This is a genomic window from Acinetobacter sp. NyZ410, from assembly GCF_022828975.1.
GTDB classification, from domain to species: domain Bacteria; phylum Pseudomonadota; class Gammaproteobacteria; order Pseudomonadales; family Moraxellaceae; genus Acinetobacter; species Acinetobacter guillouiae.
On sequence record NZ_CP094620.1, the window covers coordinates 4,734,601 to 4,757,974 of the forward strand.

General features: G+C 39.2%; 20 protein-coding genes and 4 tRNA genes. 7 read left to right on the plus strand and 17 right to left on the minus strand.

Annotated elements, in window-relative coordinates; genetic code table 11:
* Window positions 1-11: 11 nt before the first annotated feature.
* The 4 genes from MTO68_RS22375 to prfB all read right to left on the minus strand — a co-directional run bounded on the left by MTO68_RS22375 (window position 12) and on the right by prfB (window position 4,274).
* Window positions 12-1,292, minus strand: a complete 1,281-nt coding sequence (locus MTO68_RS22375) for a 3-deoxy-D-manno-octulosonic acid transferase (protein WP_244014418.1) — start codon at window positions 1,290-1,292, stop codon at window positions 12-14.
* Between the two features lie 349 nt (window positions 1,293-1,641).
* The gene (locus MTO68_RS22380) at window positions 1,642-2,700 is read right to left on the minus strand and encodes an alkene reductase (RefSeq protein ID WP_096735379.1); all 1,059 of its coding nucleotides are present in this window, start codon (window positions 2,698-2,700) and stop codon (window positions 1,642-1,644) included.
* A 38-nt stretch (window positions 2,701-2,738) separates the two neighbouring features.
* Complete coding sequence (locus tag MTO68_RS22385; protein ID WP_016539735.1) at window positions 2,739-3,038, minus strand: helix-turn-helix transcriptional regulator; 300 nt, start codon at window positions 3,036-3,038, stop codon at window positions 2,739-2,741.
* Between the two features lie 140 nt (window positions 3,039-3,178).
* A protein-coding gene (gene prfB, locus MTO68_RS22390) for a peptide chain release factor 2 (RefSeq protein ID WP_096735380.1) occupies window positions 3,179-4,274 on the minus strand; the annotation gives its coding sequence in 2 pieces (ribosomal slippage) (window positions 3,179-4,201 and window positions 4,203-4,274; 1,095 coding nt in all).
* A gap of 485 nt (window positions 4,275-4,759) precedes the next feature.
* On the opposite strand from prfB, the gene MTO68_RS22395 reads away from it, so the two are divergent.
* Window positions 4,760-5,527 (plus strand): putative porin, encoded by a 768-nt coding sequence (locus MTO68_RS22395; RefSeq protein WP_004723476.1) that lies wholly within the window; start codon window positions 4,760-4,762, stop codon window positions 5,525-5,527.
* A gap of 428 nt (window positions 5,528-5,955) precedes the next feature.
* On the opposite strand, the gene guaA is transcribed toward MTO68_RS22395, so the two are convergent.
* The 3 genes from guaA to MTO68_RS22410 form a co-directional block, all read right to left on the minus strand.
* A complete protein-coding gene (gene guaA, locus MTO68_RS22400; RefSeq protein WP_244014420.1) occupies window positions 5,956-7,524 on the minus strand; it encodes a glutamine-hydrolyzing GMP synthase in 1,569 nt (522 codons plus the stop codon).
* A gap of 120 nt (window positions 7,525-7,644) precedes the next feature.
* On the minus strand, window positions 7,645-8,271 hold the full coding sequence (locus MTO68_RS22405) for a hypothetical protein (RefSeq protein WP_244014422.1): 627 nt from the start codon (window positions 8,269-8,271) through the stop codon (window positions 7,645-7,647).
* A 124-nt stretch (window positions 8,272-8,395) separates the two neighbouring features.
* The gene (locus MTO68_RS22410) at window positions 8,396-8,812 is read right to left on the minus strand and encodes a DoxX family protein (protein WP_244014424.1); all 417 of its coding nucleotides are present in this window, start codon (window positions 8,810-8,812) and stop codon (window positions 8,396-8,398) included.
* Window positions 8,813-9,008: 196 nt separating this feature from the next.
* On the opposite strand from MTO68_RS22410, the gene MTO68_RS22415 reads away from it, so the two are divergent.
* Window positions 9,009-9,659, plus strand: coding sequence for a DedA family protein (locus tag MTO68_RS22415; protein WP_151956337.1), 651 nt, complete (start codon window positions 9,009-9,011; stop codon window positions 9,657-9,659).
* Between the two features lie 66 nt (window positions 9,660-9,725).
* Here MTO68_RS22415 and MTO68_RS22420 read toward each other — a convergent pair whose 3' ends face one another.
* From MTO68_RS22420 to MTO68_RS22435, 4 genes are all read right to left on the minus strand, one after another.
* On the minus strand, window positions 9,726-10,139 hold the full coding sequence (locus MTO68_RS22420; RefSeq protein WP_004723482.1) for a hypothetical protein: 414 nt from the start codon (window positions 10,137-10,139) through the stop codon (window positions 9,726-9,728).
* A 13-nt stretch (window positions 10,140-10,152) separates the two neighbouring features.
* The gene (locus tag MTO68_RS22425) at window positions 10,153-10,989 is read right to left on the minus strand and encodes a ParA family protein (protein ID WP_004723483.1); all 837 of its coding nucleotides are present in this window, start codon (window positions 10,987-10,989) and stop codon (window positions 10,153-10,155) included.
* A gap of 85 nt (window positions 10,990-11,074) precedes the next feature.
* The gene (locus MTO68_RS22430) at window positions 11,075-11,467 is read right to left on the minus strand and encodes a SirB2 family protein (protein WP_244014426.1); all 393 of its coding nucleotides are present in this window, start codon (window positions 11,465-11,467) and stop codon (window positions 11,075-11,077) included.
* 18 nt (window positions 11,468-11,485) lie between these two features.
* Complete coding sequence (locus MTO68_RS22435; protein ID WP_004723487.1) at window positions 11,486-11,794, minus strand: BolA family protein; 309 nt, start codon at window positions 11,792-11,794, stop codon at window positions 11,486-11,488.
* Window positions 11,795-12,010: 216 nt separating this feature from the next.
* Here MTO68_RS22435 and MTO68_RS22440 point away from each other — a divergent pair.
* The 4 genes from MTO68_RS22440 to MTO68_RS22455 all read left to right on the plus strand — a co-directional run bounded on the left by MTO68_RS22440 (window position 12,011) and on the right by MTO68_RS22455 (window position 12,445).
* A tRNA-Gly gene (locus MTO68_RS22440) sits at window positions 12,011-12,083 on the plus strand.
* Between the two features lie 46 nt (window positions 12,084-12,129).
* Window positions 12,130-12,202 (plus strand) — tRNA-Gly (locus tag MTO68_RS22445).
* Window positions 12,203-12,248: 46 nt separating this feature from the next.
* Window positions 12,249-12,324 (plus strand) — tRNA-Gly (locus MTO68_RS22450).
* A gap of 45 nt (window positions 12,325-12,369) precedes the next feature.
* A tRNA-Gly gene (locus MTO68_RS22455) sits at window positions 12,370-12,445 on the plus strand.
* A gap of 182 nt (window positions 12,446-12,627) precedes the next feature.
* Here the strand turns inward: MTO68_RS22455 and MTO68_RS22460 are convergent.
* From MTO68_RS22460 to MTO68_RS22470, 3 genes are read right to left on the minus strand one after another with little or no spacing between them, the layout of a single operon-like run.
* Window positions 12,628-13,884 carry an HlyD family type I secretion periplasmic adaptor subunit gene (locus MTO68_RS22460; protein ID WP_244014428.1) on the minus strand — a complete coding sequence of 419 codons (1,257 nt, stop codon included), beginning with the start codon at window positions 13,882-13,884 and terminating at the stop codon, window positions 12,628-12,630.
* On the minus strand, window positions 13,881-16,016 hold the full coding sequence (locus MTO68_RS22465) for a type I secretion system permease/ATPase (RefSeq protein WP_105714203.1): 2,136 nt from the start codon (window positions 16,014-16,016) through the stop codon (window positions 13,881-13,883). Before MTO68_RS22465 ends, MTO68_RS22460 begins: the two co-directional genes overlap by 4 nt.
* Window positions 16,013-17,578, minus strand: coding sequence for a TolC family protein (locus tag MTO68_RS22470; RefSeq protein ID WP_244014430.1), 1,566 nt, complete (start codon window positions 17,576-17,578; stop codon window positions 16,013-16,015). Before MTO68_RS22470 ends, MTO68_RS22465 begins: the two co-directional genes overlap by 4 nt.
* A gap of 413 nt (window positions 17,579-17,991) precedes the next feature.
* Here MTO68_RS22470 and MTO68_RS22475 point away from each other — a divergent pair, with 413 nt between their 5' ends.
* Complete coding sequence (locus MTO68_RS22475; RefSeq protein ID WP_244014432.1) at window positions 17,992-19,362, plus strand: phosphomannomutase CpsG; 1,371 nt, start codon at window positions 17,992-17,994, stop codon at window positions 19,360-19,362.
* 54 nt (window positions 19,363-19,416) lie between these two features.
* Here MTO68_RS22475 and galE read toward each other — a convergent pair whose 3' ends face one another.
* Genes galE through MTO68_RS22490 form a run of 3 tightly spaced genes read right to left on the minus strand, consistent with a single transcriptional unit; the run spans window position 19,417 to window position 23,371 of the window.
* Window positions 19,417-20,436: a UDP-glucose 4-epimerase GalE gene (gene galE / locus MTO68_RS22480; RefSeq protein ID WP_154129772.1), complete on the minus strand. Its 1,020-nt coding sequence runs from the start codon at window positions 20,434-20,436 to the stop codon at window positions 19,417-19,419.
* A 17-nt stretch (window positions 20,437-20,453) separates the two neighbouring features.
* Complete coding sequence (gene pgi / locus MTO68_RS22485; RefSeq protein WP_244014434.1) at window positions 20,454-22,115, minus strand: glucose-6-phosphate isomerase; 1,662 nt, start codon at window positions 22,113-22,115, stop codon at window positions 20,454-20,456.
* The gene (locus MTO68_RS22490; protein ID WP_244014436.1) at window positions 22,112-23,371 is read right to left on the minus strand and encodes a nucleotide sugar dehydrogenase; all 1,260 of its coding nucleotides are present in this window, start codon (window positions 23,369-23,371) and stop codon (window positions 22,112-22,114) included. The genes pgi and MTO68_RS22490 overlap by 4 nt, the downstream gene beginning before the upstream one ends.
* Window positions 23,372-23,374: the final 3 nt, after the last annotated feature.

A 23,374-nucleotide genomic window follows, 5' to 3' on the forward strand; every position in this document is an offset into this window, starting at 1 on the left:
CAATGTATAAATTATAAATACTGATCAATCACTGCAATATGTTTGTATAAAGAACCCTGATTACGCTTTAAAACATCAATCGCATGCTGGCTTAATTGCTGGGCAAAAGCTTGATCTTCCAAACAGCGCACCAATAACTGAACCACCTCATCAACAGTTTGCCCTACTTTTAAGGCATCTGCCTGTAAGAACTCATCCACAATGGCTTGAAAATTAAAATAATGCGGTCCAATCACGGTGGGTACATCTAAAACCATAGCTTCTAAAATATTATGCCCACCACCGGGTTCATTTAACGACCCGCCAACAAAACATGTCTGACTTAATGCATACCACAGCCACATTTCACCCATACTGTCTGCCAAATAGACTTGGGTATCCGACTCGATTGCTTGCTCTAAACTACGGCGCTGTATGGTTAAATTTAAACTTTGTGCAGCAGCAAAAACCTCATCAAAACGTTCAGGATGGCGCGGGACAACGATCAACAACCAATCTGGATATTGTTCTAAATAGGTTTTAAATGCGAGAAATAATTTTTCTTCTTCAGGTGCGTGTGTACTGGCGATAGTAATGATTTTTCGATTTGCTAAGTTCCAGTCCTGCTGCAACTGTTGTGCTTTATGGATAAATTGTTCAGGTGCAGAAATATCAAATTTAATACTTCCAAGTACTTGTGTTTTATCTTGCGGCATACCCAGATCAATAAAGCGTTGCTGCGTTGCAATATCTTGCGCCAATAGCTGATCTAATTTCTGTAGCATTGGCCGGGTCAGGCTTGGAACTTTGGCATAGCCTTTGGCAGATTTTTCCGAAAGCCGTGCATTCACTAAAATACAAGGCACTTTAAACTGTTGAGCTTGGTCAATAAGATTTGGCCATAGTTCAGTTTCAACCAAAATTAGCAATTTGGGTTGGTATTTCTGATAAAAATCAGCAACTAAATAGCGCTGATCGGCAGGCAAATATACCGCTTGAAATAATCCTTGATAAGGTGCTTTTAGGAATAACGATTTGGCACGTGCTTGGCCTGTTTTTGTCGTATTGGTGACTAAAACAGCATGACCTGCTTTTAAATAATGTTCGATTAAAGGCTGAGCAGCATTGGTTTCTCCGACCGAAACACAATGAAACCAAATGGCATGCTGATTCTTTACATCTTGAAAGGGGCCAAAGCGCTCAAGACATTCTTGTTGGTATTCTGCGCTATCTTTCGCACGTTTTTTGATACGCCATTGATACAAAGGCTTAACGATTTTAAGTGCTGTGTTATACCAAAAAGGAGTAGCCAAACAGAATGTCTCAATATAGATGAATGGGCAAATATAACAGAGCCATATTCAGTTGTTAATGAATAATATTTAACGATTTGTTGTCAGCAAGGTAGTCGACCTCATGCTAGAGCAAATCTGATCCATCAACCAGCAACAACGCTAGCAAAACTTGGCTTCACAAGGATGAAAAACGCTTATTGGTTAAGAGGTAGTGTTGTACGCCTTAATCAATGGCGATTTCCATGCCATGTACAATAGATATGCCTTGTAAGAGTCAACGATGCAAAAAGAAAACTGGTTAAATTTATCTGAGTTGTGGATGTGAATGGGTATTCCATTCACATCCAGAGAAAATACAGTCTTTGTTTTATCCCAAAGCAGGATAATCAATATAGCCTTCCGCAGTTTGTGAACCAATCATATTTTCAAACACCAATTCATTTAAAGGTGCGTCTTGAATCAAACGTTCATACAAATCAGGATTGGCAATATAAGCTTTACCGAAAGACACCGCATCTGCTTGACCCGATGCCAAGAGTTTGATGGCATCCTCACGACTTAAACGCATATTGGCAATATATGGCACACCATTTGAACGTTGTTTCATATATTCACTGATACTGTCATCGGCTAAATATTCACGTGTAAAGAAGAATGCAATTTTACGTTTACCTAATTGTTCCAAGACATAACCAAAGGTTTCACGTGGATCAGCATCCCCCATATCATGCTCATCGCCACGTGGCGCTAAATGTATGCCCACACGGCCTGCGCCCCATACTTCAATTAAAGCATCCATCACTTCAAGTAAAAGACGTGCGCGGTTTTCAACAGAACCACCATATTCATCTTCACGATGATTAGTTGAGCTTTGTAAGAACTGATCAATCAGGTAGCCATTGGCAGCATGTAATTCAACGCCATCAAAACCAGCAGCCTTGGCTTTAATTGCAGCCTGTTTAAACTGTTCAGTGATGGTGTGAATTTCGGAGATTTCCAAAGGGCGTGGCACAACATAGTCACGTTTTGGACGTAATAAGCTGACTTGTCCTGCTTGTTGTATTGCACTTGCAGATACAGGCGTTTCACCATCAAGTAGATCTGGATGTGAGACACGTCCCACATGCCATAACTGCGCCACAATCAATCCACCTTGATCATGAACCGCTTGGGTTACAGACTTCCAACCTTCAACTTGTGCATCAGTAAATAGCCCTGGTGTATTTAAATAACCATTGGCTTGTTCAGAAATCACTGTTGCTTCAGTAATGATTAAACCCGCACTGGCACGCTGTGCATAGTGCTCAGCCATGATTGCCGTGGGTACCCGATCAGCGGTAGCACGGCTACGGGTTAAAGGCGCCATCACGACACGATTTTTTAAATGTAAATCGCCAAGTACAAGGGGAGAGTTAAGTTCAGCCATATTTGCCTCATCACTCGCTTTCTGATTGAAATCAGGCGTTAAAGCGAGTTTTGTAGATAATCAATATATTGCTGAATTAAAGCTTCATTACGCGAGAAATATGACCATTGACCATATTTCTCGGCCTGAATTAATCCTGACTGTTGCAAAACAGACAAATGATTTGACATCGTAGATTGAGAGACCTTACCGAGCTTCTCGATATTCCCTGCACACACACCACGACCAAAGCCACCGCACTGCTCTTCCGACAAATATTGTTGTGGCTTCTTGAGCCATTCCAAAATCTGTCGGCGAGTCGGATTCGCTAATGCTTTAGAAATTAAATCAATATCCATCTTAGACACATTCAATTCAGAGCAAAGCTCCATTCAGCATCTTTGCACCCAATATATCGCATTTTTTCGATTTTAATATCGATTTTTTTAGATATATTGCAAAAATACGGATAAAGCTTTGCTTTTGTTAAAAATTTAAATTAAAGACCTTGTTTCAAGCTGGCTTCAATAAATTTATCTAGATCGCCATCCAATACTGCACCCGTGTTCGAGTTCTCAACACCAGTACGCAAATCTTTAATACGAGAGTCATCCAGTACATATGAACGAATCTGACTGCCCCAGCCAATATCCGATTTTGAATCTTCAAGTGCTTGAGCAGCTTCATTACGTTTACTCATTTCCAATTCGTACAATTTTGCACGTAACTGTTTCCAAGCATGATCACGGTTTGCATGTTGTGAACGCTGGTTCTGGCATGCCACCACAATCCCAGTGGGTGCGTGAGTCAAACGTACTGCTGAGTCGGTTTTGTTAATATGCTGACCGCCTGCACCAGATGCACGATATGTATCTGTACGCACGTCAGCAGGATTAATATCGATCTCAATATTATCGTCCACTTCAGGTGATACAAATACTGCCGAGAATGAGGTATGACGGCGATTACCTGAGTCAAATGGTGACTTACGCACTAAACGGTGAACGCCAGATTCGGTACGTAACCAACCATAAGCATACTCGCCTTCAACACGGATTGTTGCAGATTTAATCCCTGCAACATCACCATCTGATTCTTCCATCAATTCTGCTTTAAAGCCATGACGTTCGATCCAACGCATATACATACGTAACAGCATTGAAGCCCAATCTTGTGCTTCTGTACCGCCTGAACCAGCTTGAATTTCCACATAACATGGATTTGGGTCCATTGGATTACTAAACATACGACGGAATTCAAGTTTTGCTAACTCTTCTTCCGCTGCAGTCAATTCCGACTGAACATCTGCCAATAAGCTTTCATCATCTGCTTCAACAGCAAGATCAAGCATGGCTTGTGCATCATCAAGCTGTGTCGCCAAGCCTTCTAAAACGTTAATCACGTTTTCAAGCTCGCCTTTTTCTTTTGCCATCGCCTGAGCACGGCTTTGATCATTCCAGATCGCTGGATCTTCTAACTCGCGGAGAACCTCTTCTAAACGCTCTTTCTTTAGATCGTAGTCAAAGATACCCCCGTAGTGTTAGACCACGGTCATTTAAGTCTTTTAGCTGAACTAGATAAGGATTAATTTCCACGAGTTTTAATCTCACATTTGACGTCTTTTAATTCGCACGCATTCTACCACAGAGTGGAAAAAGTTGAGATATGGCATTTTATAGATCAATCTACAGCTCAAAAATGCTGTAACAAGAGAAGTAAGATGAATTGCTTTTTTGCAATCAGAAAGATCGTCTTATCGTAGTCAAAGCTTGTGTTTATAAATTCTACACTTGATCATTTGCTTAAGAGTATTTTAATTTCTGAAAGCTTTTTTATTACAAATTATGTCCAACCCTTACTCAAAGCGTACCAATATCCACACTATCTACACAATTTTAATAAAACAACACATAAGTTTTATACATTTATTTTCAATAACTTAAATCAAAATTGTTACATAAACTCACTAATATTACATTCCGGTTACCATAGCATGGTTGACGATTTTTATATTTGCCCTAGACTCAAAATTGTAACTAAACATGTATAAATCAATCAATTCTTCATAGGGGCGAATTCCATGAAAAAATTAGCAATCGCATCTGCAATCTTTTCCGTAGCCGCTTTAACTGGCACTGCACATGCTTACCAAGCCGAAGTTGGTGGTTCATATACATATAATGATCCAGATAATTTTGATGCAACTCATAGCTTTGGTGTAGATGGTACTTATTATTTCAAACCAGTACAAACTCGTAATTCACCGCTTAATGAGGCTGCGTTCTTAGATCGCGCAAGTAATGTAAAAGCCAATGTAAATTATGCTAAAAATGATGGTGTAAAAGACAGCCAATATGGTGCAGGTCTTGAATACTATGTACCTAACTCAGACTTCTATGTAAGTGGTCGTGTAGGTCGTGATGAACTTGAAGTTGATAACACCAACATCGACAATAAAGTAACGACTTATGGCGCTGAAGTCGGTTATTTACCAGCTCCTGGTTTGTTACTTGCACTTGGTGTGACAGGTTATGATGTTAAAAATGGTGATGATGGCGCAGACCCAACTGTACGTGCTAAATATGTAACTAAAGTAGGTCAATATGACGCTAACTTTGAAGCTTTTGGTGCATTCGGTGACTTGGATGAGTACAAAGTACGTGGTGACTTGTATTTAGATAAGACCTTAAGTGTAGGTGCTGACTACTACAACAATGATTTAACTGATCGTGATGAATGGGGTATTTCTGCGAAGAAATTCTTTAATCAAAACGTTAGCTTAGAAGGTCGTGTAGGTTTTGGTGATGACTACAACACTTACGGTGTTCGTGCTGGATACCGTTTCTAAGTTTAAATCTATTTAGCAATCGCTCTTTTGGAGCAACAAAAGCCAGTCAATGCGTTGATTGGCTTTTTTATCGATTTTTTAAAGCGTCAAATTCAATACTATTTTTTGCTAACTGATAACTTGAAAGCTACTCACTCATTCTATTTTTAATCACTAAAGCATATTTAGATGCAGTTGCTTCTGATAATCTTTTTCCTACTATTAAGATAAAAATTCTTAACCATTTCTACTTATTCTATTTTTAGACTATGCATGAAAAAAAGGACGCTCATGCGTCCTTTAATCAGTGTTTAACTCTTTTCAAAACTACGCGAGCATAGCTCTTGACGTAAAATCAGCAAAATGCGTTGCATTTTGAAACCCTGCTACCGCGGGCATAGCCCTTGGCGTAATTCAGGCAAGAAGCTTCGCTTCTTGAAATCCCTGAATTACTCCCATTCAATTGTTGCTGGTGGTTTAGAAGAAACATCATACACCACACGAGAAACATCTTTAATTTCATTCATGATACGTGTTGAGATTTTATCAACCAACTCATATGGAAGATGAGCAAAACGAGCTGTCATAAAGTCAACAGTTTCCACGGCACGAAGTGCAATGACCCATGCATAACGACGGCCATCACCCACGACTCCCACCGATTTTACTGGTTGGAATACTGCAAATGCTTGGGCAGTTTTGTCATACAAACCACTTGCACGAAGCTCTTGCATAAAGATGTCATCAGCAAGACGAAGAATATCAGCATATTCTTTTTTCACTTCACCCAAGATACGCACACCCAAACCTGGACCTGGGAATGGATGACGATAAAGCATTTCATGTGGTAAACCTAAAGTTGTACCTAAACGACGTACTTCATCTTTAAATAGGTCACGAATTGGCTCAACCAATTCAAATGCTAAATCTTCTGGTAAACCACCCACATTATGGTGTGATTTAATCACATGCGCTTTACCATTTTTAGTTGCCGCAGACTCAATCACGTCAGGGTAAATCGTACCTTGCGCAAGGAAGTTTACGCCATCAAGCTTACGCGCTTCTTCAGCAAAAACTTCGATGAACTCACGACCAATGATTTTACGTTTTTTCTCAGGATCAACTTCGCCTGCAAGTGCAGATAAGAAACGATCTTCTGCATCAGCACGAATCACACGGATCCCCATGTTTTTCGCAAACATGTCCATCACTTGCTCGCCTTCGTTTAAACGAAGTAAGCCATTGTCTACAAATACACAGGTCAGTTGGTCACCGATTGCTTTATGCAACAATGCTGCAACTACAGATGAGTCAACACCACCTGAAAGACCTAAAAGAACTTTTTGATCACCAATTTGTTCACGTAATTGTTCAACACGTAAATCAATAATGTTTTCAGAATTCCAAAGATTACGACAACCACAAATGCTGTGAACGAAGTTAGACAGTAACTCTGCGCCTTTGGCAGTATGTGTCACTTCTGGGTGGAATTGCACTCCGTAGAAACGGCGCGTTTCATCACTCACTGCAGCAAATGGGCAGCTTGGTGTGCTTGCAGTCACTTTAAAGCCTGCGGGAATCGCAGAAACTTTGTCACCGTGGCTCATCCAAACATTGAGTTTGTCATCGCCATCATTTAAATCACCAAGCAATTGATCACGTACTAAAACGTCAACTGCTGCATAACCAAATTCATGTACAGTACCTGGCTCTACTTTACCGCCAAGTTGTTCTGACATGGTTTGCAGACCATAGCAGATCCCCAATACAGGTACACCCAAGTTGAACACAACTTCTGGCGCACGTGGACTACCTTCCTCATGCACACTTTCAGGACCACCAGACAAGATGATACCGTTCGGATTAAACGCGCGAATGTCTTCTTCAGACATATCAAAAGCATACATTTCAGAATATACACCAGCTTCACGTACACGGCGTGCAATAAGCTGGCTATATTGAGAACCGAAATCCAAGATAAGGATACGATCTTCAGTAATTTGAGTATTGGTAGTCATGAGTCAACAACTATGCAGGCAAACGAATATAAGCGCCATATTCTATCATTTTTATAAGCCGTACGCACTCCATTCAATCAAGTTCCTTAGCTTTCTAAAAAATCATTTTAAATAATCAGCTTATAGGTTCATTTTGGCTTTAATGATGCTAATCAGTTCACTGGGGGTCATACAACGATTAAAAAAATCTTCTAAAGAACCTTCATGGGTCACTTCTGTAAAAAACACCTCATGATCTGTACCAAATAATGTTGGATTTTCAGGGTCTGGATCAGACAAGCAGATATAGTATCGATCAGGAAAGCTATAACGATAAAACAATTGTAGAAAATCAGGTTTTGAATTTTGGATCAGCTGAATCACTGCTTTGAGATCAATATCATCCTCTAAAAAATCACGGTTCCATTCATCAAAATCAGCTGTATCTGCTTGATATGGAGTAAAGCGCACAGCTTGCCAAAAGGTTTGTCCGCGCCCTTCTTCTGTTAACTGATAATACTCTTGAATCAGTTGATTAAAAAATCCATCTGGATTTAGATCTAGCTCGGCTTGATGTTGATCAATATAATCACCCAAACCATAAATTGGTTCTTGATCATCGGCTGCCGCCCAAGGTGTATCCTGAGGCCGTTCATATAAAACGGTATTAAAGGTGATAGCGCACAGGTCATCAACCCATGACACACCTTTGACTTGATCAACATTACCGCCCAGTGCTTTTATTCTGTCTAGAATTTCTTTTTTCATTGTTAAAACTGAATTGAATATTTTTAGATAGCATAAACCAATTGATCCATTTGAATAGTGCTAAATGAACACACACAAAAGCCAGATACAGATCTGGCTTTTCAAAACTTTATTTATCTTTAAATTATTTTTCTATTACATGATCAAGACTCAATTTCCCAGCACCATGCAACATCAAGAAAAACAAACCACCTGCCATTGCGAAGTTTTTCATAAAGTTAATTGCATCTGCTTCACCACCATGAAATAGGAATGCAGTAATCAAACTAAATATGCCCAAACCAAATGCTGCAAAGCGTGCCTGAAAACCAAATAGCAATGCCAGACCACCACCGAACTCAACCAGAATGGTTAAAGGTAACATGGCACCTGGTACACCCATTGATTCCATATAACCGACAGTTGCACTGTAAGCCGTGATTTTTCCCCAACCTGCAACAAGAAAGATATATGCCATAAGAATACGTGCAATCAATGCAATGCTCGCATTGGCGGTGGGTTGATTCACAATATTTTTAACTACAACATTTGGATTAAACATGGTGTGACCTAATTTGTATTTCGTTCTGAAGATGTATACATATTAATCACTAAACATTTCAAGTTAAATACTTAAAAACTAAACTCATCGTTGCAAATTAAGAACAATAATAAGTTTTAAAAAATTACTTTTTAATACTGACTTTCATAACTCACACTGCTAGGATTTGTGCACCAATTCGCATAGTTTCTGCCTTATGGATCTGATTGACTTTATTTTGCACGTAGACGAACACCTGTTTGAATTTATTAGAAATTATGGTATCTGGGTGTATGGAATTTTATTCCTGATTATTTTTGTTGAAACAGGTCTCGTGGTAATGCCATTCCTGCCCGGGGATAGCTTACTTTTTGCTGCTGGCGCTTTAGCTGCTTCGACGGGTGCAATGGATCCTGTGGTTTTAATCACTCTGCTATTTATTGCAGCAGTGCTCGGCGATACCCTCAATTATCATATTGGGAAATATGTCGGACCGCGTGTTTTTGAAATTGATTCTAAATTTATCAACAAACAACACTTGCTGAAAACATCACAGTTTTTTGAAAAGCATGGTGGAAAAACCATTATTTTTGCCCGTTTTATCCCTTTTGCCCGTACTTTTGCACCCTTTGTTGCGGGTGCAGGAAGCATGAATTATAAATATTTCTTAACCTATAATGCAGTCGGTGCAATTTGCTGGGTTGGCTCGTTTATTACCTTGGGTTATTTATTCGGGAATATGCCAATTGTGAAAGATAATTTCACCCATTTGGTTTTCGGTATCATTATTCTCAGCGTGTTACCTGGTGTGATTGGTTATATACGTCATAAATTTTTTAATAAAAATAAAATGCCAAACAGTCAATAAACAGCATATTTAAAGCTGATAAAAAAGCCGATTTCTAAAATCGGCTTTTTTATGGGGTAAAATCCGTTATTTTTTAACTTCCTGACGTTTAGGGACGTAAGGGCAGTTCTTAAATTGAGCCGCCTGAGACAAGGCATCTTGCTCACCATACAGTCGGGAAAGCTCAGTATTTTTGGTATTTGAAGATTGCCCTAAATTTACAGAAATACTTGGACCAATCCCCCAACCCCAGCCACCGCTGCCCCAACCACCACCGACACCTAGTCCAACACCTACGCCTGTACGTTTCGCAGGTTGTACACCATTATTAATGTATTGCTGAATACGATTAAATTCTGTCGTCAATTGCAAACAGTTCATCGCCTGATACTGGGTAGGCGATACATAAGTGGGTTTAACCGTCGTCGTACAAGCCGATACGACAAGCGCCATTAAGGCAACGACTGATAATTTAACAGAAGTCATTTTCAATGATTTCATCACGATCTCGAAATTATTTTTTATCAATCTCATTGAACAATGATTGATAGGCTTGAGTCAATTTATGATCTGTAGCCAAATGAATTAATGGCAGATTTTTATGATGCGACTCTTTCATTAATACAGAAGGTGGCAACATATTTTCTAAAACTGGTAAACCTTCATCTTTAAGCTGTTGTACCACTTCACGCGGTAATTTTGCCTGAGCTTGATATTGATTGACCACAATACCTTCGATTTCAAGTCGATCATTATGATCATCTTGAGTTTCAATGACATTTTGAATAAGCGTCTGTAATGCGCGTTTTGAAAACACATCACAATCAAACGGAATCAGAACACGATCCGCTGAGATCAGTGCCGATAAGGTAAAAAAGTTAAATGCTGGCGGTGTATCAATATAAATACGCTCATATTGACTGGTTAAGGTCTGAATCGCATCACGTAACTTATAAATTTTATGCTTTGATTCTAACGCATGCTCTAACTCGCCTAAGCTCGGGCTGGCGGGTAATACATCCAAATCTTTAAAAGGTGAACGATGAATATATTGCTCAAAACCTTTATTTTTTGTTTTTAAAAGGCTACCTATAGCATTGCCAATCAATCCTTTTTGTTGATGATTCCCGAGTACGTCATTAAAAAAGTTTTCAATATTCGGTTCTAATGCAGTTTTTTCAGCAGAATAGGTGGCATCATCACCCAAAAGATATTGGCTAGAATTTGCTTGAGGATCTAAATCAATCACCAATGTTTTAAAACCTTGATACGCACTAATCGCAGCAAGATTCACCGTAATACTTGATTTTCCTACACCGCCTTTTTGGTTAAATACCACACGAGTTAGCATACAAGTTCCCTAAGCTATCATTATTTTTAAACTTGTATCTAGTTTAACCTAGACGCTATACAAGTGTGAAATTCATGTCTAACAATCAACTAAAAACTGGTTTAAGCACCACCAAAACTAAAGTTGCAAGCAAGGCAATTCCGCCAATCACTAAACCTGCTCTGCGTTGTGTTAAAAGAACGGTATCATCCTTTTTATAGGCTTTTATTTGTGAGGAAAGGAAAACCATAAACAAAATAATTTTCGCATAGAACCAAGGCTGCACTTTAAAATCGTTCATAATCAATAAAGTTAGCCCTGTAAATATAACCACGGTGAGGGAAAGATGTTGCAGGGCAACAAAAGCCACCCGCCCTTTAGGATTCGGTTGCTGGTTGTGTGTTCCAATAAATAATGTTGAAGCGCTTAAAACAAAAACCAGAATTAATAACCCAACACTGGTCATATGAATGATTTTGATCAGCAAATGTGTATCCATTTTAATTAACTCTGCACTTTATACTTTAGGTGCATGAGCGCAGTCTGGACTTGCTGGGGCTTGACCCTGCCACTCACTTGGAAGATAAGCATGGATCGCTAAGGCATGAATTTTTCCAGGGCTGAGTAAGGCTTTGGCTTCTGCGTACACTTTTTGGTGGCGTTGTACCAAACGTAACCCTGCAAATTGTTCACTGACAATGATCACTTTAAAATGCGACTCTTTTCCAGGAAAATACCCGCCATGACCAGCAGACTCATTGATCACTTCTAAATGTGATGGCTCAAGTTGATTTAAACTTTCAATCAATTGTTGTTCTAAACTCATGCTGATTCCTTAGAGATCGATCAATGGGTGAATGACATAGTATAGCGGATTCTTTGAGCATCGCTGTGTGTTCAGCAAAGCTTTTGCTGTTCGATTTGATTTTTTAAATTAAATTTTGAAGTTTTTTCATAAATATGTCTTTATTTTATGCAATTAGTGTTTTCCTTTGCAGAAAAATCTTGACCCTACCATCTGTTGATGTATTATACACCGCATGCGGGAATAGCTCAGTTGGTAGAGCATAACCTTGCCAAGGTTGGGGTCGGGAGTTCGAGTCTCCTTTCCCGCTCAAATTTTTTTATTCAGTTTTTTATTTAAAAAATTGGACAGACTCCGCGGGAATAGCTCAGTTGGTAGAGCATAACCTTGCCAAGGTTGGGGTCGGGAGTTCGAGTCTCCTTTCCCGCTCAAATTTTTTTATTCAGTTTTTTATTTAAAAAATTGGACAGACTCCGCGGGAATAGCTCAGTTGGTAGAGCATAACCTTGCCAAGGTTGGGGTCGGGAGTTCGAGTCTCCTTTCCCGCTCCAAAATTTTTTTATTCAGTTTTTTATTTAAAAAATTGGACAGACTCCGCGGGAATAGCTCAGTTGGTAGAGCATAACCTTGCCAAGGTTGGGGTCGGGAGTTCGAGTCTCCTTTCCCGCTCCAAATTTAAAAAGCCCTGATCGAAAGATTGGGGCTTTTTTTGCATTATTGATTTATAAATCATCAGCATATACTTACACACTTTATGCTGTATTCACTCAATCAGCATGTTGATCACAAAACTATAAAAACACAAAAAAACCAATCCGAAGATTGGTTTTTAAAATAATCACCACACGATACAATTATCGCTCTCTTAACGCTTCTTTGGCTTTATTAAACGGTTTCAACAAGTATTCAATAATTGTTTTTTGACCGGTCCGAATATCTACCGTTGCCACCATACCTGGTGTTATTGAGAAAGATTTTCCCGCCTTATTGGTCAATTTATCTTTATCGGTCCGAATATAGACTCGATAGTAGAACTGATCTTGTTTAACTTCATCGCGGATGGTATCAGGAGAAATCACCGTTACTTTCCCTTCTAAGCCACCATAAATTGAATAATCATATGCTGTGATTTTTACCAATGCAGGTTGGCCCGGATGAATAAACGCAATATCTCGTGGCGAAATACGCGCTTCAATCAATAACTGCTCATCAATCGGTACAATGGTCATCAATTTACCATTTTGTGGAATAACCCCACCAATAGTTGTCACCGCAATTTCTTTTACCACACCACGTACAGGTGCTTTAAAAGTAGAGCGTTTCACCGAATCATTACGACCAGCAACAACTTGCTGTAATGATTGAATATCGGCATTGGCTCGTGCCAATTCTTCACGTGACTTTACATAATAGTCATTCCGCTTGTCGTTAATTTGATTTTCAAAATTATTGATATCTCGTTTTAAACGTAGGACTTCAACCTCAGAAGCAGCACCTTTCGCCACCAAAGGTTGTGTCATTTGCAATTCATTTTGAACCAAAGACAATGCGTGCTTTAAACCAGTAATCGACTCATCCAAATTTGCGCGACGCGAAGTATATAATGCACTTTCCTCTCTCACCAAAGCAGGAACGGCCAAAACCTGTTTTGGAAACTTGATTGCGGTACCATTCACCTCAGCCTCTAAACGTGCTGCTGTAGCCAATGTCGCAAGTAATTTCATTTGGCTTTCACCGACTTGTGACTCAAATCGAGTAGGGTCTATTTGCGCAAGCGTCTGCCCCTTTTGAATAATATCTCCCTCTTTAACATCCAAGCTGGTCAACACACCACCATCTAAAGATTGAATCGTCTGCTCTTTGGATGATGGAACAACTTTACCTGTTCCTGTAGAAACTTCTTCCAACTTGAATACACAAGCCCAAATCAAGAAAGCCAGCAGACCGATGGCAACAATCCAAATAATAAATGTAGATTTGGGTAACGGTGGTTCTGAAAACTTTAACGCAGAGGGATTGGTTGGCCGCTGTAAAATATTGGATGCATGATCAACTTGAGCAGGTTCAGTCTCTTGCACTGTGATATTTTGGTCATTTTTTTCTTGGCTCATGTTGAACTCCCTCCTGCATTTGCTTGCTGTGCAGGATTTAGAATGGCATCACGCGGCCCATCTTTGATAATCTTCCCTTCATGCACAACGATAATACGATCAACAAGTTGCAAAACAGCAGGACGATGCGTCGCCACCACTAAGGTCCGATGACCTAGCCATTCTTTTAAATGCTGTATCAATACTTTTTCAGAAACATCATCAATCGAAGCAGTTGGTTCATCCAACAACACAATATTTGGATTTCGGAGCAATAACCGTGTGAGTAACAATGCTTGTTTCTGCCCTCCAGAGAATCCTACCCCTCCTTCAAGAATAAGATGATCCAGACCTTCCTTTTTTTGTTCCACGATTTCTAAAGCATTGGTGATTTGTAATGCACGGATAATTTCATCATTACTTGCCAATGGTGCACCCAAAGTTAAATTTTCACGGATGGTCCCAAAAAACAAATGTGCATTTTGATTTAGTAATGCCATATCACGGCGAATATCATCGGGATCAAGCAAAGATTGATCGACACCATCCAAACTGATCTTGCCTTGTACTGGCAATTGCATTCCTGAAAGTAATTGTAATAAGCTGGATTTTCCTGCGCCATTGCGTCCAAGAATTGCAACTTTTTCACCTGCATGGATTTTTAACTGTGGAATGACTAAAGTTGGGCGTGGATCATCTTCGGTATATTTAAATACCACACCTTTAAAATCATAATCACCGGAGAGGACTTTACGCTGAATCAATTGTGCCCGATCAGGACGGTCTACTGGCTTTTGCATCAGCTCATCTAAACCATTTTTAGCCACTTTGGCTTGCTGCCAACGACCGAGTACACCTGTAACTTGTGAAATCGGTGCAAGCATACGTGAAGATAAAATCGAACATGCCACTAAAGCCCCCGTGGTCATATCGCCTTTCATCACCGCAAAACAACCCACTAAAACCACAATTGCATAAGTCAGTCCTTGAATTTTTTGTGTCCAAGCATTTAACCAACCCACAATTTTACGTTGCCGCATACTGACATCAGCAGACACTTCATTCATATGATTCCATTGATTTTGAAATCTGGCTTCAGCACGTAATAACTTAATATCCTCAATACCTTGAACTGCTTCGACCAAAATCGCGTTGCGAATCGCAGACTCACGCATCCCTTCAGTCGCCAACTGAGCCAACTTTTTCTGTACCAAAAATCCGGGAATAATCATCAATGGCACGACCAGTAACATCACCCAAAAGATGTTGCCCCCGATAATCCAGAAGATCGCTAAAAACAGGAAGAAAAACGGTAAGTCAGCAATTGCACTGATCGTTGTTGAGGTCACCAATTCACGAACGCCTTCAAGTTCTCGAATCTGTGAGATAAACGAACCTGTTGAACGGGCACGATCTTTATTACGGATCCGCAGTGCATGACCAAAAACGCGGTCTGAAATCTTGAGATCTGCACGCTTACCAATAATGTCTGACAAATAAACCCGTGCGATGCGCAACACAAACTCAAAAACAGCTGCAATCAACACCCCACCCGCGAGTACCCACAAGGTTGGAATAGACTGAGATGGCACAACTCGGTCATAGACTTGCATAGAGAAAATAATGGTCGCCAATGCCAGAATATTGGCAATCATTGAAGCTACCATGATGTCGGTATAACGTTTCCAATCTTTTAAAACGATGTCCCAAAACCAGCTTTTTTCATAAGGTTTGATATATTCATCAACACGTGCATCGGGAATCGATGTTTCTGGTCGAAAAATATAAACACGACTGGCATTGGCTTGAAGTTCATGCAAATTAAAAGTTTGTGAAAGACCTTGATCACCACTTAACTGTAAGCTTGCATTGCCCTCATTGTCGACTTTCTCGATAACTGCAACTTGACCATTGTTAAATTCAACAACAACGGGCAATCGCCATGGATTCAGTACATCCGTGCTAAAGTCTGCTTTGCGAACATTCAAACCCACTTGACGGGTAATAATGGACAACATGTCGTCAATATTTGTGTATTTATTCCAATCCAATTGCAGACGAATTTGTTCTTCAGCAGGTTGCATCCGATAATGCTGCGCAACCGTAATGATCGCTTGTAACCAGGGTTGATAATTTAATGTTTTTGTATTCATGGTTGAACTTCAAACCCCTGAATTTGAATGTTATTTAAATGATAAGCATTTCTACTTTTGCCGGTTACCTTGATATACACCGCGATCGTGTCATAGATATCAAAGCGTGCCGCTTCCCTTTCTATTCTTGAACTTTGATAGGATTGTTCTGAACTTAATAAATCTAAGATCGAACGCTTGCCTAATTTATATTGTTCTTCATACAGCTCACGGGTTTTTGCTGTTGAGCGCTCCCGATCCAATAGAACCCAAATTTGCTTATCCGTGTTTTCAATACTTTCTCGTGCAATTTGTGTTTGATCCATAATATCTAGGTAAGTTGCATTCAACTTTGCACGTGCAGCCTGTTCAGCAAAATTTGCAGCCTTGACTTGAGATCCCAGTGCACCACCTTGATAAAAATTACTGGACATCTGCACGCCAACAGAACCATCGGTATCATTTTCTAAACCAGTATTTGGATTTTGACCATTCAATGCTTTACTGACTGATCCCACCAATGAAATCGTTGGATAAGCACTCAATTGGGTTTGTTTTTTCTGACTCTGCGCAACATCAATCTCTGCTTTTGCTGCGATCATTGTAGGAATGGTATTCATTTCAGGGTCATCATAAAGACCTGATTGTTTTACAAACTCATCAGGAATATTAAAATCCATTTGACTCACATCAAAACCCAATAATGTGCGTAATTTTTGTTCTTGTTGTTTTAAAAAGTTTTGCTGAGTAATTAAGTAGGAACGTGCATACTCAACATAGCTTTGTGCTTGCACAGGATCGGCATTGCTACTAATTCCTGCGTCTGCTCTTAAGCGTGCAATCTCATGTAAACGACTAACCCCATTAAATTGATCTTGCGCTATTTTGATAATATTGCGATAGCGCAGTAAGGATAAAATATCTCGTGCGGTTTGGGTCGAGATATCATCAATACTGATTAATACATTGGCTTGCTCAACTGCCAATTTATTTTGTTGCGTGGTGACACTGGATTTTACTTTACCAAAATCATAAAGCAGTTGGTTGGCTTCAACTGAATACAATTGGCGACCTTTATCGTTGGATGTAAAATCACCTGTATTCATACCCGCTTTTAACTGTGGGTAATATTGCGCTTTTGCCACGTCAATATTGGCATTTTGTCCTGCCAATGTTGAAATTGTTTGAGCAATATTGGGGTTTCTTTTTACTGCAATCTGAATCGCATCTTCAAGACTTAAGATTTTCCCTTGGCTTGAATACGCATGGGTTGTTTGTGTTTGCGCTTGTTCTAAATATAAATTATTGAGCGAAGCCTTTTGTCCAGTATATGGCTTTACAACAGGGAGTTGATTCTGATTGCCTATATGTGCATCGGGTTGATATTTAAAATCGGTCAAATCCTTGAGTTGGACAGTTCTAAATGACTGATCATCCTTGGGTTTTATAAACCCTGTCACACCTTCTTTGATATTTTTTAAGTAGCTTGTTTCTTGTGTATAACCATTGTTCTGCAATAGAACCAATAAACTCACAGCACTCAAACTTTTTAACAATATAGTGGGCTTTTTTGCTATTAACATTCGCGAATGGCACCTAGAAAAGCTTTTAATTATCGGTATTGAATTATTTTGAATTATTTCCCTACCTCATTTCTATTCTACACACTATAAAACCTAATCAAATGCTTATTTTTACTTTTTAAAGTTAAATTTCTTTAATAAAATATTTTAAATTCAAATACTAACAGCAAAAAATGTGATAATTATCACATGAATTGCAAAATTCCACATAGATCATCTCAAAAGCTGTAAATCCACAATGTGCAAATTATCATTGATGATCCAATAGATTATTAAAAAAGCTTGATGCAAGAGAAACGTATTCAATTGTGTACTTCAAACTAAATTTACATCTTCCAATATAATTTCTTATACACTTTAAGGTTAAAATGATGTTTCACTACCAGCCAACCTTAAACAATATAAAGATGAACATGAATAAACTGACTTGTTTCAAAGCCTATGATATTCGAGGCAAACTTGGCACAGAGCTAAATGAAGAAATCGCTTATAAAGTAGGCCGTGCTTATGGTCAAATCTATCAACCCAAAACTGTTGTCATTGGTTGCGATATCCGTTTAACCAGCGAAGCGTTAAAACAAGCAACGATTCGTGGTTTAAATGATGCTGGGGTAGATGTTCTTGATCTTGGCATGACGGGAACTGAAGAAGTTTACTTTGCTGCTTTTCATCTCGATGTTCAGGGTGGTATTGAAATCACAGCAAGCCATAACCCGATGGATTACAATGGTATGAAATTGGTTCGTGAAAATGCTCGACCAATCAGTGCAGATACAGGACTAAAAGATATCCAATCGTTGGCTGAATCGGAACAGTTCATTGAAGTTGAGAAAAAAGGCTCAACCCAAAAATATAATATCCTCCCTGAATTTATTGAACACCTACTCACCTATATTGATCCAAGCAAAATCCGCCCGCTTAAACTGGTGATGAATGCGGGCAATGGTGCAGCGGGTCATGTTGTTGACGCAATCGAAGAAAAATTCAAAGCGCTCAATATCCCAGTAGAGTTTATTAAAATCCATAATCATCCAGATGGTACTTTCCCAAATGGTATTCCTAATCCAATCTTGGTGGAAAATCGAGATAGCACCCGCAATGCAGTTTTAATACACCATGCGGATATGGGAATTGCGTGGGATGGTGACTTTGACCGTTGTTTCTTATTTGACGAAAAAGGTCAATTTATTGAAGGCTATTATATAGTCGGGTTATTAGCCCAAGCCTTCTTGTTAAAACAAGCCGGTGAAAAAATCGTACATGATCCTCGCCTAGTCTGGAATACACTGGATATCATTGAGCAATATAATGGTATTGCCGTTCAATCTAAATCTGGGCATGCTTTTATTAAAGATGTGATGCGTGAACACAATGCAGCTTATGGCGGAGAGATGAGTGCACATCACTATTTCCGTGATTTTGCTTACTGTGACAGCGGAATGATCCCTTGGTTATTGGCGATTTTAGTGGTATCAGAAACTCAACAATCGTTATCAAGTCTGGTCGAAGGGATGATTGAACGTTTCCCGTGCAGTGGTGAAATCAACTTTAAAGTTGAAGATACGCAGAAAACCATTCAAAAAATCTTCGATCATTTTGCCGATTTAAACCCTGCAATTGATCAAACAGATGGTGTTAGCCTTGATTTTGGTGCATGGCGTTTAAATGTTCGTGCATCCAATACGGAACCCTTATTACGCTTAAATATTGAAAGCCGTACAGATAAAAATCCAAAACCAATGCAAGACTATGTAGATGAGTTAACTCAGTTGATTCAGGGTTAGTTTTAAATGGCGATAAAAAATAGGCGCTTAATGCGCCTATTTTTACAGTTAAATTTATGCTTGATAGCCTGTTGGATTTTGCTTTTGCCAATTCCAACTATCTGCCAACATATCTTCCAAAGTATATTTTGGCGTCCAACCTAATTCTTTAATTGCACGTACATTATTTGCAAATGAGGTTGCTACATCTCCCGAACGACGCGGTGCAATTTCATATGCAACAGAAACCCCATTTACCTGTTCGAAAGTGTTCTTCACTTCAAGTACAGATGAACCATTTCCTGTACCAATGTTCCAAGCACGGCAACCTTGAGCAGCTAAACGGTTGTTTAAAGCACATAAATGCGCATTGGCTAAATCAACCACATGGATATAGTCACGTACCCCTGTACCATCTACAGTGTCGTAATCATCACCATAAATCGAAAGTTTATCACGACGCCCAACAGCAACTTGAGTGACATAAGGCATTAAATTATTTGGAATACCTTGTGGGTCTTCACCAATACGACCACTCTTATGCGCACCAACAGGATTAAAATAACGCAAGAGTGCAATCGACCAACGCTCATCCGCAATTGATAGCTTTTCCAACAATTGCTCAACAATTAACTTGGTATAACCATAGTTATTTGAAGGCATACCTGTTGGCATATTTTCATCTAAAGGTGAAATATTCGCTTCATCATATACAGTTGCAGACGAGCTAAAAACTAAATTAAAGACACCCGCTCTTTGCATCGCTTGTGCTAACTGTACAGATCCCGCAATATTATGATCAAAGTAAGTCAGTGGAATTTGTTGGCTTTCCCCCACTGCTTTTAAACCTGCAAAATGAATCACAGCATCAATTTTATTGTTTGAAAAAACTTGATCTAAATCATTTTGATAACGAATGTCACCTTGAACAAATTTCAGTGTTTTTCCAGTCAATTCTTGGACACGTTTTAATGATTCTTCAGAGCTATTTGATAGATTGTCTAGAACAATAACCTCATGCCCAGCCTCAAGTAACTCCACACAGGTATGTGATCCAATATAACCAGCACCACCTGTTACTAAAATATTTGCCATAAATTTTTCCAGTATATCTACTCTTTACCCAGCAAGATCTTAATTAAACCTTGTGTTGAAGCATCCAGTTGAGACACGTCTTTTTCTTTACCATTGAGGATAGGGAGTAATTGATTGGCAATTTCTTTGCCTTTTTCCACCCCCCATTGATCAAATGGATTAATATTCCAAATGACAGATTGTACAAACACTTTATGTTCATACAATGCAATCAGCATCCCTAAACTATAAGGGCTTAGTTCTTGCAACAATAGCGTTGAGCTTGGTTGATTGCCTTCATATTGTTTATATACAGGTAAGCCTGATAATTCATTGGCATTTAATGCTGTGTTACCAAAAGCCAATAATCGCGACTGGGCCAAGCAATTGGATAAAGCCAAATGATGCTGCTCAATTAAGGATTCTGCACTTTCAGCATAAGTAAATTGATTCGAATTATAACGCTGCACTGGCGCAATAAAATCACAACTGACTGCATGGGTTCCTTGATGCAAGAGCTGATAAAAAGCATGTTGCGCATTTGGGCCCACTTCGCCCCAGACAATTGGGCAGGTTTTTAAATCAACTTTTTCATTATTTCTTTGAATCGACTTTCCATTCGATTCCATCTCAAGTTGTTGTAAATAAGAAGCAAAATATTTTAAACGACCATCATAGGGCAATACCGCATGGGTCTGAATATTTAAAAAATTATTATTCCAGACTCCAAGTAACCCCATCAGTACTGGAACATTTTGTTCAAATGAGGCTTTTTGGAAATGCTGATCAATTGCATAAGCGCCTGCGAGCAATTGTTTAAACCCATCAACACCGATCTGCAATGCAATTGGTAAACCAATACATGACCACAACGAGTAACGACCACCGACCCAATCCCAAAGTAAGAACTGGTTTTCTGGTGCGATTCCCCATTCTGTCATTTTCTCAGGCTTGGTAGAAACCCCAATAAAATGATGTTGGATCACACTGTTTTGCGTACCCAAATCTTTTTCTAACCACTGACGAACTGTTTGAGCATTGGATAAAGTATCAATGGTTCCAAAAGACTTGGACGAAATAATAAATAAGGTAGTTTCAGGGCGTAATTGATGTAGTAAATCAGAAAGCTGACTACCATCCATAGTTGAAACAAAATGTACTTTTAATGGTTTAGCGGTACTGACTTTATAATCTGATAAAGCATGACTCACCATCAATGGTCCCAAGTCAGAACCGCCCACCCCGATATTGACCACATCTTGAATCACTTCACCTGTCGAACCACGACATTGTCCTGCATGGACTTTGTCAACAAGCTGATACATTCGATCTAATTGTTGATGTACCAATTCAGCCAGTTCAGGGTAATCTTGATCATGCTTCGGTAAGCGCAATGCCCAATGCATTGCTGCTCGATCTTCCGTATAATTGATCGATTCTTCGGTAAATAAACGTTTGATCCATTGCGTTAATTGTTTTGAATCTGCAAATTTAAACAAGGCATCACATGCATTTTGGTCAATGCGATGTTTACTATAATCAAAACTCAGTTGATTAAAATGCACTGAGAACTTGTCAAAACGCTGTGGATCTTGTTCAAATAAATCAGTTAAACGCCATTGCTGTTGTTCTGTAGCAAGATTTTGCAATCGTGCTAAATGCTGCTCTCTTTGGCCATTGTCTGATATAGAATTTGTCATACTCGCCCTACACCCTGATAAGCAAAACCTTGTGCTTTGACGAAATCTGGATCTAACATATTACGACCATCGAGAACCAAAGGATGAGCCATTTTCTGTAAAAGTTGTGGATAATCAGGACTCCAATATTGCTTCCAAGCCGTCAATAAACACAATGCATGTGCATTTTCTACTGCTCGGTATTGATCGTGACATAAAATCAAATCAGCGCGTTCGCCATAGAAATTGGCTACCCGCTCTAAGGCTTGTGGGTCGTGCAATTGAACAATCGCGCCTTGTGCCCAAAGTGCTGCAAGCATGGCATGAATCGGTGAATTCTCAATACTCGAGGTATTTTCTTTAAATGAAGCACCCCAAATCGCCACAACTTTACCTGTTAACTGTCCTTGATAGTAATTCCACAGTTTTCTAAATAAAATTTCTTTTTGTTGTTCATTGATATTCCAAACCTGATCCAGCAATTGGCTTTTGATCCCTGAACCCGCCACTGTACCTGTTAAGGTTAAAATATCATGAGAGAAGTTTTCCCCACCAAAACCGACACCTGCAGATAAATATGATGCGCCAATTCGACTATCAGATGCTAATCCCTGTTTAACATTATGGATATCAATATTTAATTTTTCAGCGACTTGCGCCATATCATTCATATAACTGATGCGTGTTGCCAACATGCCAGAAATACTCAATTTGGTAAATTCAGCATCTAAAAATGGCATAAACAGATATTGATGTTTTAACTGAAAAAAAGGCCTTAATAATTCTTTGATAATCTGTTGTGTCGCGGAGTGATCCACACCAACAATCACTTGCTTTAGATCGATAAAACTATGAATCGCATTGCCTTCTTGAATGGTGTCTGGCAAATAAGCCCAATGATCAGCCACTAAAATTTGTTTTAGTTCTTCAGTACCTTGTAAACCGAATGTAGAACCATTGATCATCAGTCTTGGATGAATAATAGGAGAACGTTTTAATTCTTCAGCCAAGTGTTTGGCTTGATCAAATTCAGAAGGATTAAAACTGAATAAAAAAACTTCACTTTGTAATTGAAGTTGTTTTAACCCGACCAATTGAATTGAATTGTTCTTAATCTGTTTTTGAATGAGTTGATTTAAATCTTCATCTTGGTAGTGTACTGAGGATTGATGATCAGCGCCTACTCGGGGACACCAATACACGTGGTGTCCATATTCAGCAAACAAGCCAGCGAGTACGCCAGCTTGGAGTGTTGTGCCAAATACACAAATATTCATATC